This is a genomic window from Streptomyces sp. V4I8 (assembly GCF_041261225.1).
Lineage (GTDB): Bacteria > Actinomycetota > Actinomycetes > Streptomycetales > Streptomycetaceae > Streptomyces.
This window is the reverse complement of record NZ_JBGCCN010000001.1, coordinates 3656518-3671200: the sequence shown is the minus strand read 5'-3', so window position 1 is coordinate 3671200 and position 14683 is coordinate 3656518. Positions and strand designations below refer to the sequence as shown.

The 14683-nt window shown below is 71.1% G+C and carries 9 protein-coding genes; all 9 read left to right on the top strand.

Annotation, left to right across the window (positions count from 1 at the left end; genetic code table 11):
* Positions 1-61: 61 nt before the first annotated feature.
* Positions 62-4159, top strand: coding sequence for a ribonuclease E/G (locus ABIE67_RS16620; protein ID WP_370257873.1), 4098 nt, complete (start codon positions 62-64; stop codon positions 4157-4159).
* 284 nt (positions 4160-4443) lie between these two features.
* A complete protein-coding gene (gene rplU, locus ABIE67_RS16615) occupies positions 4444-4764 on the top strand; it encodes a 50S ribosomal protein L21 (RefSeq protein ID WP_004931419.1) in 321 nt (106 codons plus the stop codon).
* Positions 4765-4778: 14 nt separating this feature from the next.
* Positions 4779-5033 carry a 50S ribosomal protein L27 gene (gene rpmA, locus ABIE67_RS16610; RefSeq protein WP_366825482.1) on the top strand — a complete coding sequence of 85 codons (255 nt, stop codon included), beginning with the start codon at positions 4779-4781 and terminating at the stop codon, positions 5031-5033.
* Positions 5034-5180: 147 nt separating this feature from the next.
* Positions 5181-6626 carry a GTPase ObgE gene (gene obgE, locus ABIE67_RS16605; protein ID WP_370257871.1) on the top strand — a complete coding sequence of 482 codons (1446 nt, stop codon included), beginning with the start codon at positions 5181-5183 and terminating at the stop codon, positions 6624-6626.
* A gap of 251 nt (positions 6627-6877) precedes the next feature.
* Complete coding sequence (locus tag ABIE67_RS16600) at positions 6878-8377, top strand: FG-GAP-like repeat-containing protein (protein WP_370257869.1); 1500 nt, start codon at positions 6878-6880, stop codon at positions 8375-8377.
* Positions 8378-8445: 68 nt separating this feature from the next.
* Positions 8446-9930, top strand: a complete 1485-nt coding sequence (locus ABIE67_RS16595; protein WP_370257868.1) for an FG-GAP-like repeat-containing protein — start codon at positions 8446-8448, stop codon at positions 9928-9930.
* A gap of 167 nt (positions 9931-10097) precedes the next feature.
* Positions 10098-11657, top strand: a complete 1560-nt coding sequence (locus ABIE67_RS16590; RefSeq protein ID WP_370257866.1) for an alkaline phosphatase — start codon at positions 10098-10100, stop codon at positions 11655-11657.
* A gap of 122 nt (positions 11658-11779) precedes the next feature.
* Entirely contained in the window at positions 11780-12988 is a 1209-nt protein-coding gene (locus ABIE67_RS16585) for a hypothetical protein (RefSeq protein WP_370257864.1), read from the top strand.
* Between the two features lie 181 nt (positions 12989-13169).
* Positions 13170-14669, top strand: a complete 1500-nt coding sequence (locus ABIE67_RS16580) for a bifunctional cytidylyltransferase/SDR family oxidoreductase (protein ID WP_048583889.1) — start codon at positions 13170-13172, stop codon at positions 14667-14669.
* Positions 14670-14683: the final 14 nt, after the last annotated feature.

Here is a 14683-nt window from a genome sequence, read left to right as displayed (position 1 = left end):
GTCACCGGCATATCGCCGGACCAGGCGCGGCGCCCGGGAGCCTGACGGGAGAAACGCCCGCATGCTCGAACCGACCGAACCCACTGAGGGTTCCGAACTGAACACTCCCAGCGACACCCTGCCGCCGCGTCGTCGGCGCCGTGCCGCGTCCCGCCCGGCGGGCCCGCCCACGGGTGCCGGCGAGGCGCAGCCCGCAGAGGTGGTCGCGCCGGCCATACCGGTCGCCGAGGCCGCCGATGTGGCGGCGCTGAGCGAGGAGGCCGAGACGGCTGAGAAGCCCGAGGAGAGCGTCGAGGCCGTAGAGGCCGAGGTCGCTCCTGAGGCCGCAGAAGCCGAAGGGACCGAGGAAGAGGCGGCGGAGGCCGCACCTGCCGGCCGTACGCGTCGCCGCGCGGTGCGCCGCGCCTCCGCGCCCGCGGCTGCCGAGGCCGCAGAGACCGTGGTGCCCGTGGCTGCCGCCGCGCCGGTCGCCGAGGAGAGCCCGGTGGAGAGCGCCGAGGTGACCGAGGACGCCGCTCCGCCTCGTACGCGTCGCCGTGCGGTGCGCCGGGCGTCCGCGCCCGCCGGCGCTCCGGCGCCGACGGAGGCTGCCGAGAGCGCCGCCCCCGCCGAGGTGCCCGCCGCCGCTGAAGCCGCCGCCCCTGCCGAGGCCGTCGCCTCCGACGAGGCCGCCGAGGAGGCGGCCCCGCGTCGTACGCGTCGCCGTGCCACGCGCAAGGTGGCAGCCCCCGCCGGTACTCCGGCCGACGAGAGCGCCGAGGCGCCCGTGAGCGCCGAAGCCCCCGCCGAGGCGGAGGAAGCCGTCGAGGCCGCCGAGGAGGCCGCTCCGCGTCGTACGCGTCGCCGTGCCACGCGCCGGGTGACCGAGCCCGCCGCCGACGAGGCGGCCGAGGCCGCTGTCGCCGAGGCTCCCGCGGAGACGCCGGCGACGGCGGAGACCCCCGTGACCCCCGGCATCGAGACCGAGGCCGCCGCGATCGCCGGTGTCGGCGCGCCCGCCGAGGCACCCGCGGCCGAGGCCGACGAGGACGCCGCCCCGCGCCGCCGTCGTCGTGTCGTCCGGCGGGCCGCCGCCGGGTTCGCCGAGCCCGCTCAGTCCGCCGCCTCCGAGGCGGCCGAGGCTCCGCGGCCGGCCCGCCCCGCCGTGGCCGTGTTCCAGGCGCCCGTGTTCACCGAGCCGCAGTTCCAGACGCCCCAGCGGGCTGCCGCCGAGGCCGCCGCCGAGGCGGAGACCGAGGACGTGGAAGAGGCTCTGGCTCCGGCGGAGGAGCAGCCCAGCGCGGCGAAGCGTCGCCGCCGGCGCCGGGGCGCCGCGCCCGGCGAGGAGGCCGAGGCCCAGGCTCAGGCCGTCGAGACCGCCGCCGCCGAGGACGAGACCGAGGAGGCCGAAGAGGCCGCCGAGGACATCGCCGAGGGCGAGGACTCCGAAGAGACCGAGGAGACCGGGTCGCGCCGGCGCCGTCGGCGTGGTGGCCGGCGTCGTCGTCGCGGTGAGGCCGCGGACGCCGAGGGCGGTGACACCGAGGGCGACGAGGTCGCCGCGGAGCAGGCCGCGCAGGACGCCGAGGACACCGCCGAGCAGGAGGAAGAGGACGACGAGGACGCGCGCGCCGAGGATGGCGGCGGGTCCAGCTCCAGCCGTCGCCGCCGGCGCCGTCGTCGTCGCGCCGGTGACTCCGCCGTCGACACCGAGCCCGGTGACGGCGACCCCGAGCGCACCGTCGTCAAGGTCCGCGAGCCGCGCCCGAAGGCCGAGCCGTCCGACGAGGTGCAGTCCATCAAGGGCTCCACGCGCCTTGAGGCCAAGAAGCAGCGCCGCCGGGAAGGCCGTGAGCAGGGCCGCCGACGCGTTCCGATCATCACCGAGGCCGAGTTCCTGGCCCGCCGTGAGGCCGTCGAGCGCGTGATGGTCGTCCGTCAGTACGGCGACCGCACCCAGATCGGCGTCCTCGAGGACAACGTGCTCGTCGAGCACTACGTCAACAAGGAGCAGGCCACCTCGTACGTCGGCAACGTCTACCTGGGCAAGGTCCAGAACGTGCTGCCGTCGATGGAGGCCGCCTTCATCGACATCGGCAAGGGCCGCAACGCCGTCCTGTACGCCGGTGAGGTCAACTTCGAGGCGCTCGGCATGGCCAACGGCCCGCGGCGCATCGAGTCCGCCCTCAAGTCCGGCCAGTCCGTGCTCGTCCAGGTGACGAAGGACCCGATCGGGCACAAGGGCGCGCGTCTGACCAGTCAGGTCTCCCTCCCGGGCCGCTACCTCGTGTACGTCCCCGAGGGCTCCATGACCGGCATCAGCCGCAAGCTGCCCGACACCGAGCGCGCGCGTCTGAAGACCATCCTCAAGAAGATCGTCCCCGAGGACGCGGGCGTCATCGTGCGCACCGCCGCCGAGGGCGCGAGCGAGGACGAGCTGCGCCGGGACGTCGAGCGGCTGCAGGCGCAGTGGGAGGACATCCAGAAGAAGGCCAAGAACGGCAACGCGCCGACGCTGCTGTACGGCGAGCCGGACATGACCGTCCGGGTCGTCCGGGACATCTTCAACGAGGACTTCTCCAAGGTCGTCGTCAGCGGTGACGAGGCCTGGGAGACCGTCCACGGGTATGTCTCGCACGTGGCGCCGGACCTCGCCGAGCGGCTGCAGAAGTGGACCTCCGAGGTCGACGTCTTCGCCACGTACCGGATCGACGAGCAGCTCGCCAAGGCGCTGGACCGCAAGGTCTGGCTGCCCAGCGGCGGTTCGCTGGTGATCGACCGGACCGAGGCGATGGTCGTCGTCGACGTCAACACCGGCAAGTTCACCGGTCAGGGCGGCAACCTCGAGGAGACCGTCACCAGGAACAACCTGGAGGCGGCCGAGGAGATCGTCCGCCAGCTGCGGCTGCGCGACCTCGGCGGCATCATCGTCATCGACTTCATCGACATGGTGCTGGAGTCCAACCGGGACCTGGTGCTGCGGCGCCTGCTGGAGTGCCTGGGCCGGGACCGTACGAAGCACCAGGTCGCCGAGGTCACCTCGCTGGGCCTGGTCCAGATGACCCGCAAGCGGGTCGGCCAGGGCCTGCTGGAGTCCTTCTCCGAGACCTGCGTCCACTGCAACGGCCGCGGTGTCATCGTGCACATGGAGCAGCCGACCTCCGCCGGAGGCGGCGGCAAGCGCAAGAAGCGCGCGCGGGCCGGTGCCGGTCCCGAGCACGTCCACGAGGCCGCCGTCGCCGTCGAGCCGGTCGAGACGGCCGAGGAGGAGGCGGAGACCGAGATCGAGGTCGCCGCCGAGGTCGCCGAGCCCGCCGCGCTGCCCGAGCCGGCCTTCGCGCCGGACGAGGAGCTGTACAGCAGCGTCGCCGAGGCGGAGGCCGCGGCCGGACGCGGTGGCCGTTCGCGGCGCCGTGGCGGTCGGCGGGCGTCGGCCCCGGCGGGTGCGCCCAGGAAGTCCGAGGCCGTTCCCACGGCTCAGGACGTGACCGTCGCCGACGAGGTCGCGCGTCCGGTGCAGCCGGAGTCGGCCGCCGAGGCGAAGGCCGAGCCGGTGGCCGTGGAGGACGCGGTCGTCGAGGCCGCGGCCACGGAGGCCCCGGCTGCCGAGGTTCCGGCCGCCGAGGCCCCGGCCGTCGAGGAGGCCGCGCACAAGGGGCGTACGCGGCGTCGCGCGACCCGTAAGGTGTCCGCGCCCGCCGGGTCGCCCGCGGGGGCCGAGCCCACCGTGGTGACCGTCACCGAGGCCGCGTCGCAGGCGCCCGAGCAGGTGGCGGAAGCCCTGGCCGAGGCTCCGGCTGAGCAGGCCGAGGCGGCTGTGGCCGAGACGGTCGCCGAGAGTGCCGCTCCGGCCCGTCCGCGGCGCCGTGCCGTACGCAAGGCCACCGCGCCGACCGCGTCCGAGGAGACGGCCGTCGTGGTCGTCCCGGCCACGGAGGCGGAGGCCACCGCTGAGGCCCCGGCCGCCGAGGGGGGCGTCGAGGAGACGGCTCCGGCCAAGAAGACGGCCCGTAAGACGGCCAAGAAGGCCACGGCGAAGAAGGCCGCCACCAAGAAGACCGCGGCCAAGAAGACGGTCGCCAAGAAGGCGACGGCCAAGAAGGCGGCGAAGACCGCCAAGACGGCCGCGGCCAAGTCGACGGCGAAGAAGACCACGGTCTCTGCCGCCACCGACGAGTGACGCTCACCGACGAGTGATGCTCGTCAACGAGTGACGCTCGTCACGAGTTATACGAGGTGCGGCCGGTCCCTGTGACCGGCCGCACTCCGTTGGGGCCGGGCCCGGTTTGACCCCCTCGGCCACGGCCCCGTAACCTTGACCGTCGGCGTGTCCGTGGATACAGGGCGCGCCACATCCCCGTAAACCTCTTCCTCTGGAGCACAGGGTGCTCCGGAGAGGCCGCCCGCGTGCGTGGGTGGCTGGACTTCGGGGGTGCCGTTTCCGAGCGAGAGAGTGAGATCCGCGTGTACGCCATCGTGCGCAGCGGTGGTCGCCAGCACAAGGTTGCTGTCGGCGACATCGTTGAGGTTGACAAGATTTCCACTGCCAAGGTTGGCGACACGGTCGAGCTCTCGACCCTGCTCGTTGTCGACGGCGACGCTGTGACCAGCGACCCGTGGGTGCTGGCCGGCATCAAGGTCCAGGCCGAGGTCGTGGACCACCACAAGGGCCAGAAGATCGACATTCTGCGCTACAAGAACAAGACCGGCTACCGTCGCCGTCAGGGCCACCGCCAGCAGTACACGGCGATCAAGGTCACTGAGATCCCCGCGGCTGCGAAGTAAGGGACTGAGGAGAAATGGCACACAAGAAGGGCGCATCGTCCACCCGGAACGGTCGCGACTCGAATGCCCAGCGGCTCGGCGTGAAGCGCTTCGGCGGTCAGGTCGTCAACGCGGGTGAGATCCTGGTCCGCCAGCGCGGCACCCACTTCCACCCCGGTGCGGGCGTCGGCCGTGGCGGCGACGACACGCTGTTCGCGCTGCAGCCCGGTGCGGTGGAGTTCGGCACCAGCCGTGGCCGCAAGGTCGTGAACATCGTTCCGGTCGCCTGAGTCCTCTGACTCAAGGCTGGACCGAGCGACTCGTTCCGAATCCTTCGCGAGGCGGACCTCACTTCCCAGGTGGGAAGGCGGGTCCGCCTTTCGCGTGTTACAGCAGAGACATCACCGTACGTTTTCGTAGTGCTGGAGGCACCCACCATGACCACCTTCGTGGACCGCGTCGAACTGCATGTCGCCGCGGGTAACGGAGGCCACGGCTGTGCCTCCGTCCACCGTGAGAAGTTCAAGCCGCTCGGCGGGCCCGACGGCGGCAACGGCGGGCGCGGCGGGGACGTAATCCTCACCGTCGACCAGTCGATCACCACGCTGCTCGACTACCACCACTCCCCGCACCGCAAGGCCACCAACGGCAAGCCCGGCGAGGGCGGCAACCGGTCGGGGAAGGACGGGCAGGACCTGGTCCTTCCCGTGCCGGACGGCACCGTCGTGCTGGACAAGGCCGGAAACGTCCTCGCCGACCTGGTCGGGCACGGGACCTCGTACGTCGCCGCGCAGGGCGGCCGGGGCGGGCTCGGCAACGCCGCGCTGGCGTCGGCGCGGCGCAAGGCGCCCGGGTTCGCGCTCCTCGGTGTGCCGGGGGACCTTCAGGACATCGTCCTGGAGCTGAAGACGGTCGCCGACGTGGCGCTCGTCGGATACCCGAGCGCCGGCAAGTCCTCGCTGATCTCCGTGCTGAGCGCCGCCAAGCCGAAGATCGCGGACTACCCGTTCACGACCCTCGTGCCGAACCTCGGCGTGGTGACCGCCGGTTCGACCGTGTACACCATCGCCGACGTCCCCGGGCTCATCCCGGGCGCCAGCCAGGGCAAGGGCCTGGGCCTGGAGTTCCTGCGGCACGTCGAGCGGTGCAGCGTCCTCGTGCACGTCCTGGACACCGCGACGCTGGAGTCCGACCGGGACCCCGTCACGGACCTGGACATCATCGAGGCGGAGCTGCGGGAATACGGCGGCCTCGACAACCGGCCGCGGATCGTCGTCCTGAACAAGATCGACGTACCGGACGGCAAGGACCTCGCCGAGATGGTGCGGCCGGATCTGGAGGCCCGCGGCTACCGGGTCTTCGAGGTGTCGGCGGTGGCGCACATCGGGCTGAAGGAGCTGTCGTTCGCGCTGGCCGAGCTGGTGGGCAACGCGCGGGCCGCGAAGCCGAAGGAGGAGGCGACGCGGATCGTGATCCGGCCGAAGGCCGTCGACGACACGGGCTTCACCGTGACGCGCGAGGAGGCCGGCGGTGAGCCGCTGTTCCGGGTGCGCGGTGAGAAGCCCGAGCGCTGGGTGCTCCAGACCGACTTCAACAACGACGAGGCCGTGGGGTATCTCGCGGACCGCCTCAACCGCCTCGGTGTGGAAGAGGAGTTGATGAAGGCGGGGGCCCGTTCCGGTGACGGCGTCGCCATCGGCCCCGAGGAGAACGCCGTCGTCTTCGACTGGGAGCCGACCGTGATGGCCGGGGCGGAGATGCTGGGTCGCCGGGGTGAGGACCACCGCTTCGAGGCGCCGCGGCCTTCGGCGCAGCGGCGGCGTGACAAGCAGGCCGAGCGGGATGAGGCGTCGCAGGAGTTCGACGACTTCGAGCCGTTCTAAGGCAGGACGGCCTGCGGAAGGCCGTTCGGAGGCAGGACGGCCTGTTCGGAAGGCCGGTCCGAGGGGGCGCCCTGTGCCGGGGCGCCCCGCCGACTGGATTGGCCGGATTGGTTAACGTCGGGAAAATTCCCGGCGTATCGCAGGGCAACCCCCTCGCTCTCCGGTGAGTCGTACTGGGCGGCGTGGCTGAGGATCTTGAACTTTCGGGACCCTCTCCACCCTCAACCGCCGTTCGGATTACCGGAGATGATGTGTCCTCGCCTTCCCGCCGCCGGAGACGTCTCGCCCTCGCCACCGGCATCGCCGTCGTCGCCGGCGCGCTGGCGGTGCCCGCCGTCAGCGCCGCCACCAGCGAGGCCACGACGGCCACGCCGAGCACCAAGCGGTTGCACGACGACTTCAACGGGGACGGTTATCCCGACCTGGCGATCGGCGCGCCCGGCACCGCGCCGGACGGGGAGACACGGGCGGGCGCGGTCAGTGTGCTGTACGGCTCCTCCAGCGGGCTGTCGACCTCACGCAAGCAGGTGCTGAACCGGCCGTCCGGCGAATACCACGCCGGGTACGGCACCCGGTTGCAGAGCGCCGACCTGGACGGAGACGGGTACGCGGACCTGCTGTCGACCGTCGGGCGGTACCTGGAGGACATCGACAACGGATACGCCCTCGTCGTCAACTGGGGCGGCCCCCAGGGGCTCTCGGCCACGGCGACGACCCTGACCTGGGCCCCGCAGTACGAGTGGCAGGGCGGGTTCACCGTCGCTGACGTGGACGGCGACAAGCACCCGGACGTGGTGGCGGGGGGCGCCGACGACTGGAACAGCGACACCCCCGACACGGACCACGGGGACGGCACGGTGTGGCGCGGCCCCTTCACCCGGGCCGGACAGCCCGCGAAGAAGGACTACTTCACTCTCTTCTCCGGGCGGGCGACGAACTTCCACTCGCTGACCTCCGGTGACGTCACCGGCGACGGGGTCGCCGACGTCGTCGTGCGTCTCGGCGGCAACGGGTCGCCCGACTCCCGTGCCGCCGCCCTCCTCACGGGCGGCAGCGACGGGCTCACCCTCAAGGGCTGGCTCAGGGATGCCCAGGGCCGCATCATCGGCGGCGAGGACGCCGCGATCGGCGATCTGAACAGGGACGGGTACGGCGATATCGTCGTCGGCCGCTCCGACGACATGTACGACAGCGCCGAACCCCCTTACCGGGGTGGCGGGTTGGCCGTCGTGTACGGCGGTCCGAACGGCGTCTCCACCACCCGTGAGCCGGTGTGGATCAACCAGGACACGGCCGGGGTGCCGGGCGCGTCCGAGCACGGGGACGGCATGGGCTCGGGCCTGTCCATCGGCGACACCGACGGCGACGGCTACCTCGACGTGGCGACCGGGCTGCCCGGCGAGGACTTCGACGGCATCACCGACGCGGGCACCGTGCTGGTGCTGCGCGGCAGCGCGAACGGCCTGACCGTCACGGGATACAAGGCGTTCGGCCAGAACACCAGCGGTGTGCCCGGGACCGCCGAGAAGGGCGACCGTTTCGGCGCGGAGACCGCCCTCGTCGACGCCGACGGTGACAAGAAGGACGGGCTGGTCGTCGGCGACCCCGCGGAGAACGCCGGCAACGGTTCCGTGTGGGTCTTTTCCGCCACCTCCGGCGGCATCACCGCGGGCGGCTCCTTCTCGTTCGGTTCGGCCACCATGGGCCTCCCCGCGACCGGAGCCAGGTTCGGCGCCTCGCTGGCGGACTGACGGCGGCGACGTCCTCGTACGAGACCCGTCCCGTACGCCCCCCCCACGAAACGACAGGAGACAGGACCATGAACAGGCGCAAGGGGACCTGGCGCACGGGACTCGCCGTCGTCATGGCGGTGACGGGTGCGGCGGTTCTGCCCGCGGCCCACGCCGCCGGCGACACTCCGTCGGCCGCGGCGAAGCTCCAGGACGACTTCAACGGCGACGGCTACTCCGACCTCGCCGTGGCGGCGCCCGAGGCGACCGTCGACGGGAAGACGCGCGCCGGGTACGTCGCCGTGGTGTACGGCTCGGCGAGCGGGCTCAACACCGCGTCCAAGCAGGTCATCAGCCAGAACACCGTCGGCGTCCCCGACTCCGCCGAGACCGGCGACCGGTTCGGCAGCGCGGTCAGCACCGCCGACCTCGACCGGGACGGGTACGCGGACCTGATCGTCGGCGTCACCGGCGAGGACTCCGTCGAGGGCGGTGCCGAGACCGGGCTCGTGCAGGTCGTCTGGGGCGGGGCGAAGGGGCTGTCGGGCGGGGCGGCGCTGGCGTACGGGCACAACACCTACGACCGGCTCAGTGCCAAGGACCAGCTCACCGTCGGTGATGTGAACGGTGACGGGGCGACGGACCTGGTCGTCGTGGAGAGCCTCATCAAGCTGCGGGTCGTCAAGGGGCCCTTCGGGCGGGACGGTGCCGCGAGCGGCGGGGAGCAGATCGTCCAGGACGACTCCGACCCGCGCTTCCTGGACCTGGCCACCGGTGACGTGAACGGCGACGGCATCGACGACGTCGTCGGCACCATGAACGACGGCGACGAGTACGACGCCCGCCGTGTCACCTACTGGCAGGGCACGAAGGACGGCCTCGCCGAGGGAGTCGTGCTCCGCGACGGCAGGGACTGGCGGGTGCAGGGCGGCGAGTCGCTCGACCTGGGTGATGTGAACGGCGACGGCTACGAGGACATCGTGGTGGGGCGTCCTGTGGACGGTTACGACAGTGACCTCGACACCCCGATCCCCCTGGGGGGCCGGGTCGCCTTCATCCCGGGCTCCGCGAGCGGGCCCACAGGCACCAGGGCGATGTACGTCAACCAGGACAGCGCCGGAGTCCCGGGTGCCGCCGAGCGGATGGACGGCTTCGGCTCCGACGTCTCGGTCGCCGACGTCAACGGCGACGGGTACGCCGATGTCTCGACGGGCGTGCCCGGCGAGGACTTCGACGGGCTGAGCAGTGCGGGCGGGGCCATCGTGCTGCGCGGCAGCGCGAGCGGTCTGACCGGTACCGGCGCCACGGGGGTCAACCAGGACACCACCGGCGTGCCGGGCGCGGCGGAGACCGACGACGCCTTCGGCCGCACGACCCACCTCGTGGACGCCGACCACGACGGCCGCGCCGAACTCGTCGTCGGCGCACCGGGGGAGAACGCGAACGCCGGGTCGGTGTGGCTGTTCAAGTCCACGTCGACCGGGGTCACCCCGACCGGCTCGGTCACCTTCGGCGCCGGGACCCTCGGCACGGTCGCGGCGAACGCGAAGCTGGGCTCCGGGTTCAACTCCTGATCGTCCGCCAGACCCGTTGTGGCAAGGGCACGTTCCCGTGCTGCAACGGGTCTTCTGTTGTCTTCCTAGTTGTCATGCACGCGAAGCTCACAGTTCAGTAGCCAGGCCGCCCACGGGCGTGAGCATCCGAAGTGTCCAAGAGGCCAGCGAGGCAGGGGAGTTCGCCGATGACCGGTGTTTCCGGATCCGTATCGCCCGACCGACGCCGCTTTCTGACCGCCGGAGCCGCAGTGCTCGGTGCGGCGGCTTCCGCCCAGCTGTGGCTGCCGACGGCCGCCCGGGCCGCCGAAACGCCGCTGCCCGACGGCGTGTTCAGCCTGGGCGTCGCCTCCGGTGACCCGCTGCCCGACGGCATCGTGCTGTGGACGCGCCTCGCCCCGGATCCGCTGAACGGCGGCGGCATGCCCGACCGCGTCGTGTCCGTCGAGTGGGAGATCGCGGAGGACGAACGGTTCAGACAGCCGGTCCGGCGCGGCGTCGCCCAGGCCCGGCCCGAGCTCGGACACAGCGTCCACGTGGACGTACGGCGGCTGCGCCCGGGCCGTACGTACTGGTACCGCTTCCGCGCGAGCGGCCAGATCTCGCCCACCGGCCGCACCCGCACCGCGCCCCACCCGCACAGCTCCGGCGGCCGGCTGCGCATGGCCCTTGCCTCCTGCCAGAACTGGCAGCACGGCTGGTTCACGCCGTACGCCGACATGCTGGACCAGGACCCCGACTTCGTGCTGTTCGTCGGCGACTATATCTACGAGTCGACCCCGTCGGCGACCGGTGTGCGCCGGCACGAGGGCACGGGTGAGCCGTACAGCCTGGTCCAGTACCGCAACCGGTACGCCCAGTACCGCACCGACCCGGACCTGGCCGCGATGCACGCGAACGCGCCCTGGGTGGTCACCTTCGACGACCACGAGGTCGACAACGACTTCGCCGGCGAGATCCCGCAGGACCCGGACAAGCAGACGCACGACGCGTTCGTGGCCCGGCTGACCGCCGGCTACCAGGCGTACTACGAGCACATGCCGGTCCGCGCGAGCGCCATCCCGAACGGCCCGCACATCCAGATGTACCGCCGCCTCGAGTTCGGCCGCCTCGCCCGGCTCAGCGTGCTGGACACCCGGCAGTACCGCAGCGACCAGGCCACCAGTCAGGAAGGCGCCCAGGACCCCGCGCTCACCATGCTCGGCGCCGAGCAGAAGCAGTGGCTCCTCGACGGGCTGCACAACTCGCCGGCCCGCTGGAACATGATCGGCTCGCAGATCATGATGGCCGAGACCGACCTCAAGGTCGGCGAGGGCAAGCTCTGGTACTACGACGCCTGGGACGGCTACCAGGTCGAACGCAACGCCCTGATGCAGGAGCTGAAGCAGGTCCGCAACCCGGTCGTGTTCACCGGCGACCGCCACCTGACGATGATCAGCGACCTCAAGGAGGACTACGCCGACCCGGACTCCGCAGTCGTCGGGGCCGAGTTCGTGGGGACGTCCATCTCCAGCAACGGTGACCAGGACCAGGCCGCCTTCCACAAGGAGTGGGACCCGCGCCTGCCGGACAACCCGCACTGGAAGCTGCTCGACGCCCACCGCGGCTACCACCTCTTCGACATCCGCCGCGACGGCATCGACGCGCAGGTGCGGATCGTGGACACGGTCCGTCAGCAGACGGCCACGCCGAGCACGCTGGCGAACCTGCGGGTCGAGGCGGGAGAGCCGGGCGTCGAGGTCGTGTAGCTCCGGGAACCGCCGCAACTCCCGCTGCGGCTCGCGTAACTCCTGGTGGGGACCTGGGACTCAGCCGTGTCCCAGGTCACTCTCACGGCAGTCTCAGGAAGTGCTCTTACCGTCCTCTGACCATGGAGACGGACTGTACGAGAGATGAACCCGCGGCCAACGCCGGTGTGATCACCCCGCTGCCCACCGGGACCCGGCTGCTGCACATCGGCCCGCACAAAACGGGCACCACCGCGATCCAGGGCGCCCTGTTCGCGGCGAAGGACGAGCTGGCCCGGCACGGCGTCGCGTGGCCCGCCGACACCCGGCACCCCATGGAAGCGGTCCTGGCGGCCTGCGCCCGCACCGGCATGATGGGCGACACCGCGCCGACCGAGCGGCACTGGGAGAGGCTCCTTGAGCAGGTGCGCGCCACGGGCCGGCGCACCTCCGTGGTCAGCAGCGAGTTCTTCGCCGACGCCCCCGACGACGAGGCGATCGAGCGGATCGTCGAGCAGCTCGGCGGCGACCGCGTGCACGTCCTGGTGACGCTGCGCCCACTGGCGCGGATCATGCCCTCGCAGTGGCAGCAGTACGTGCAGAACGGCCTGCGCATGGGCTACGAGGACTGGCTGGAGCACATGCTCACCAAGCCGCCGTACGAGAAGCCCAACCCCAGTTTCTGGCGCCGGCACCGGCACGACCGGCTCGTCGAGCGCTGGGCCCGGGTTGTCGGCCCGGAGCGGGTCACCGTCGTCGTGGTCGACGACCGGGACCGGGCGGGCCTGATGCGCACCTTCGAGGCGCTGCTCGGACTGCCCGCGCGTCTTCTGAGCCCCGTTCCGGACGCGGCGAATCGCTCGCTCACCCTCGCCGAGACCGAAATGCTGCGGAATCTTAATAAGGAATTCCGCGCCAATGAACTGCCCGAGGAGCTCTATTCACAGCTCGTCCGGAACGGCGCGGTGATGCATATGAAGAACACGTGCACCCCCGGTCCCGACGACGTGAAGATCTCCACTCCGCAGTGGGCCGTCGAGGCCGCCGCCGGGATCGGTGCGGAGATCGCGGAGCGTATCGAGGGGACGGGCGTGCGGGTCCTCGGCGACATGCGCCTTTTGTCCGCCGCGCAACTGGCCGCCGTGCAGAAGCCCGCGACCCTGACCGCACCCGAGCCGCGCATCGCCCCCGAGTCCGCGGCTCAGGCGCTGTACGGAGCCCTGGCCGCGGCGGCCGCGGCGCCCGTGCGGCACACCGCGGCCGCCAAGTCGCGTACGGTTCACCAGACCTCGTCGAAGGAACTCGTGCGGGTACTCGGCCACCGTTGCCTGAAGCGGCTACGGCTTCGCTGAACCTGTGCCGTTACTCACAGCAATTACCGTGAACCTCCGGAGAGGCTCCAGACAATGACCATGCGTACAAGGTGAATGACAGGTTGCGCGCACATATGCAGCCGGGGACGCTCACCTTGCACTGCGGTAACCCCAAGTGGGACCATTTCCAAGTTCCCAGTCGCCACAAGGTAGGTCACCTGTGTCCCAGCACATAGCCAAGCCCCGTACCACCGCAGTGATCCTGGCGGGTGGTACCGGCCAGCGCGTGGGTCTGTCGATCCCCAAGCAGCTGCTGAAGATCGCCGGCAAGGCAGTCATCGAGCACACGTTGACCACCTTCGAGAACGCCGACTCGATCGACGACATCATCGTGCTGATGGCGCCCGGTTATGTGCCGGACATCGAGAAGATCGTCGCCAAGGCCGGGTTCACCAAGGTCAAGAAGATCATCGAGGGCGGCTCGACCCGGAACGAGACGACCGAGCGCGCCATCGACGCCCTCGGTGAGGGCCTGGCCGAGGGCGAGGACCTCAACGTCCTCTTCCACGACGCCGTGCGCCCCCTGCTGTCACAGCGCGTGATCGACGACTGTGTCGTGGCGCTGGAGCGCTTCCAGGCCGTCGACGTCGCCATCCCGTCCGCGGACACCATCATCGTGACCCGCACGCACGGCGAGGACGGCGAGTTCATCACCGAGATCCCGGACCGCTCCCGGCTGCGCCGCGGCCAGACGCCGCAGGCGTTCAAGCTGTCCACGATCAAGCGGGCCTACGAGGTCGCCGCCGGTGACCCCAACTTCCAGGCCACGGACGACTGCTCCGTCGTGCTCAAGTACCTGCCGGACGTGCCGATCCACGTCGTCGCGGGTGACGAGTACAACATGAAGGTCACCCAGCCCGTCGACGTCTTCATCGCCGACAAGCTCTTCCAGCTGGCCTCCACCGCCGCTCCCGAGCAGGTGAGCGAGGAGGCCTACCGCCAGCTGCTGACCGGCAAGACGATCGTGGTCTTCGGCGGCTCGTACGGCATCGGCAAGGACATCGCCGAACTCGCCGAGTCCTACGGCGCCAAGGTGTACGCGCTGGGCCGCTCCACCACCGGCACCCACGTGGAGAACCCGGAGGAGGTCGACGACGCGCTGTCCAAGGCGTACGCCGAGACCGGGCGCATCGACTACGTCGTGAACACCGCCGGTGTGCTGCGCATCGGCAAGCTCGCCGAGACCGACAACGCCACCATCGAGGAGGCGCTGAAGGTCAACTACCTCGCCCCGGTGCAGATCGCGCGGTCCTCGTACAAGTACCTGTCCGAGACCAAGGGCCAGTTGCTGCTGTACACCTCCAGCAGCTACACCCGCGGGCGCGCCGAGTACAGCCTGTACTCCTCGACCAAGGCCGCCATGGTGAACCTCACCCAGGCCCTGTCCGACGAGTGGGCCGGCGACGGCATCCGCGTCAACTGCATCAACCCGGAGCGCACCGCGACCCCCATGCGCACCAAGGCCTTCGGCCAGGAGCCCGCGGGCAGCCTGCTCTCCTCCGAGGCCGTCGCCCGGACCTCCCTCGACGTGCTGCTCTCCGAGCTGACCGGCCATGTGATCGACGTCCGCCAGCAGGACCCGACGGCGCCCGCCGGAAAGGCGTCCGGCTTCGAGCAGGCGCTGGCCAGTGTCCTGGACCGCCAGGACGGCGTGGCATAATCAGCAGTTAATAG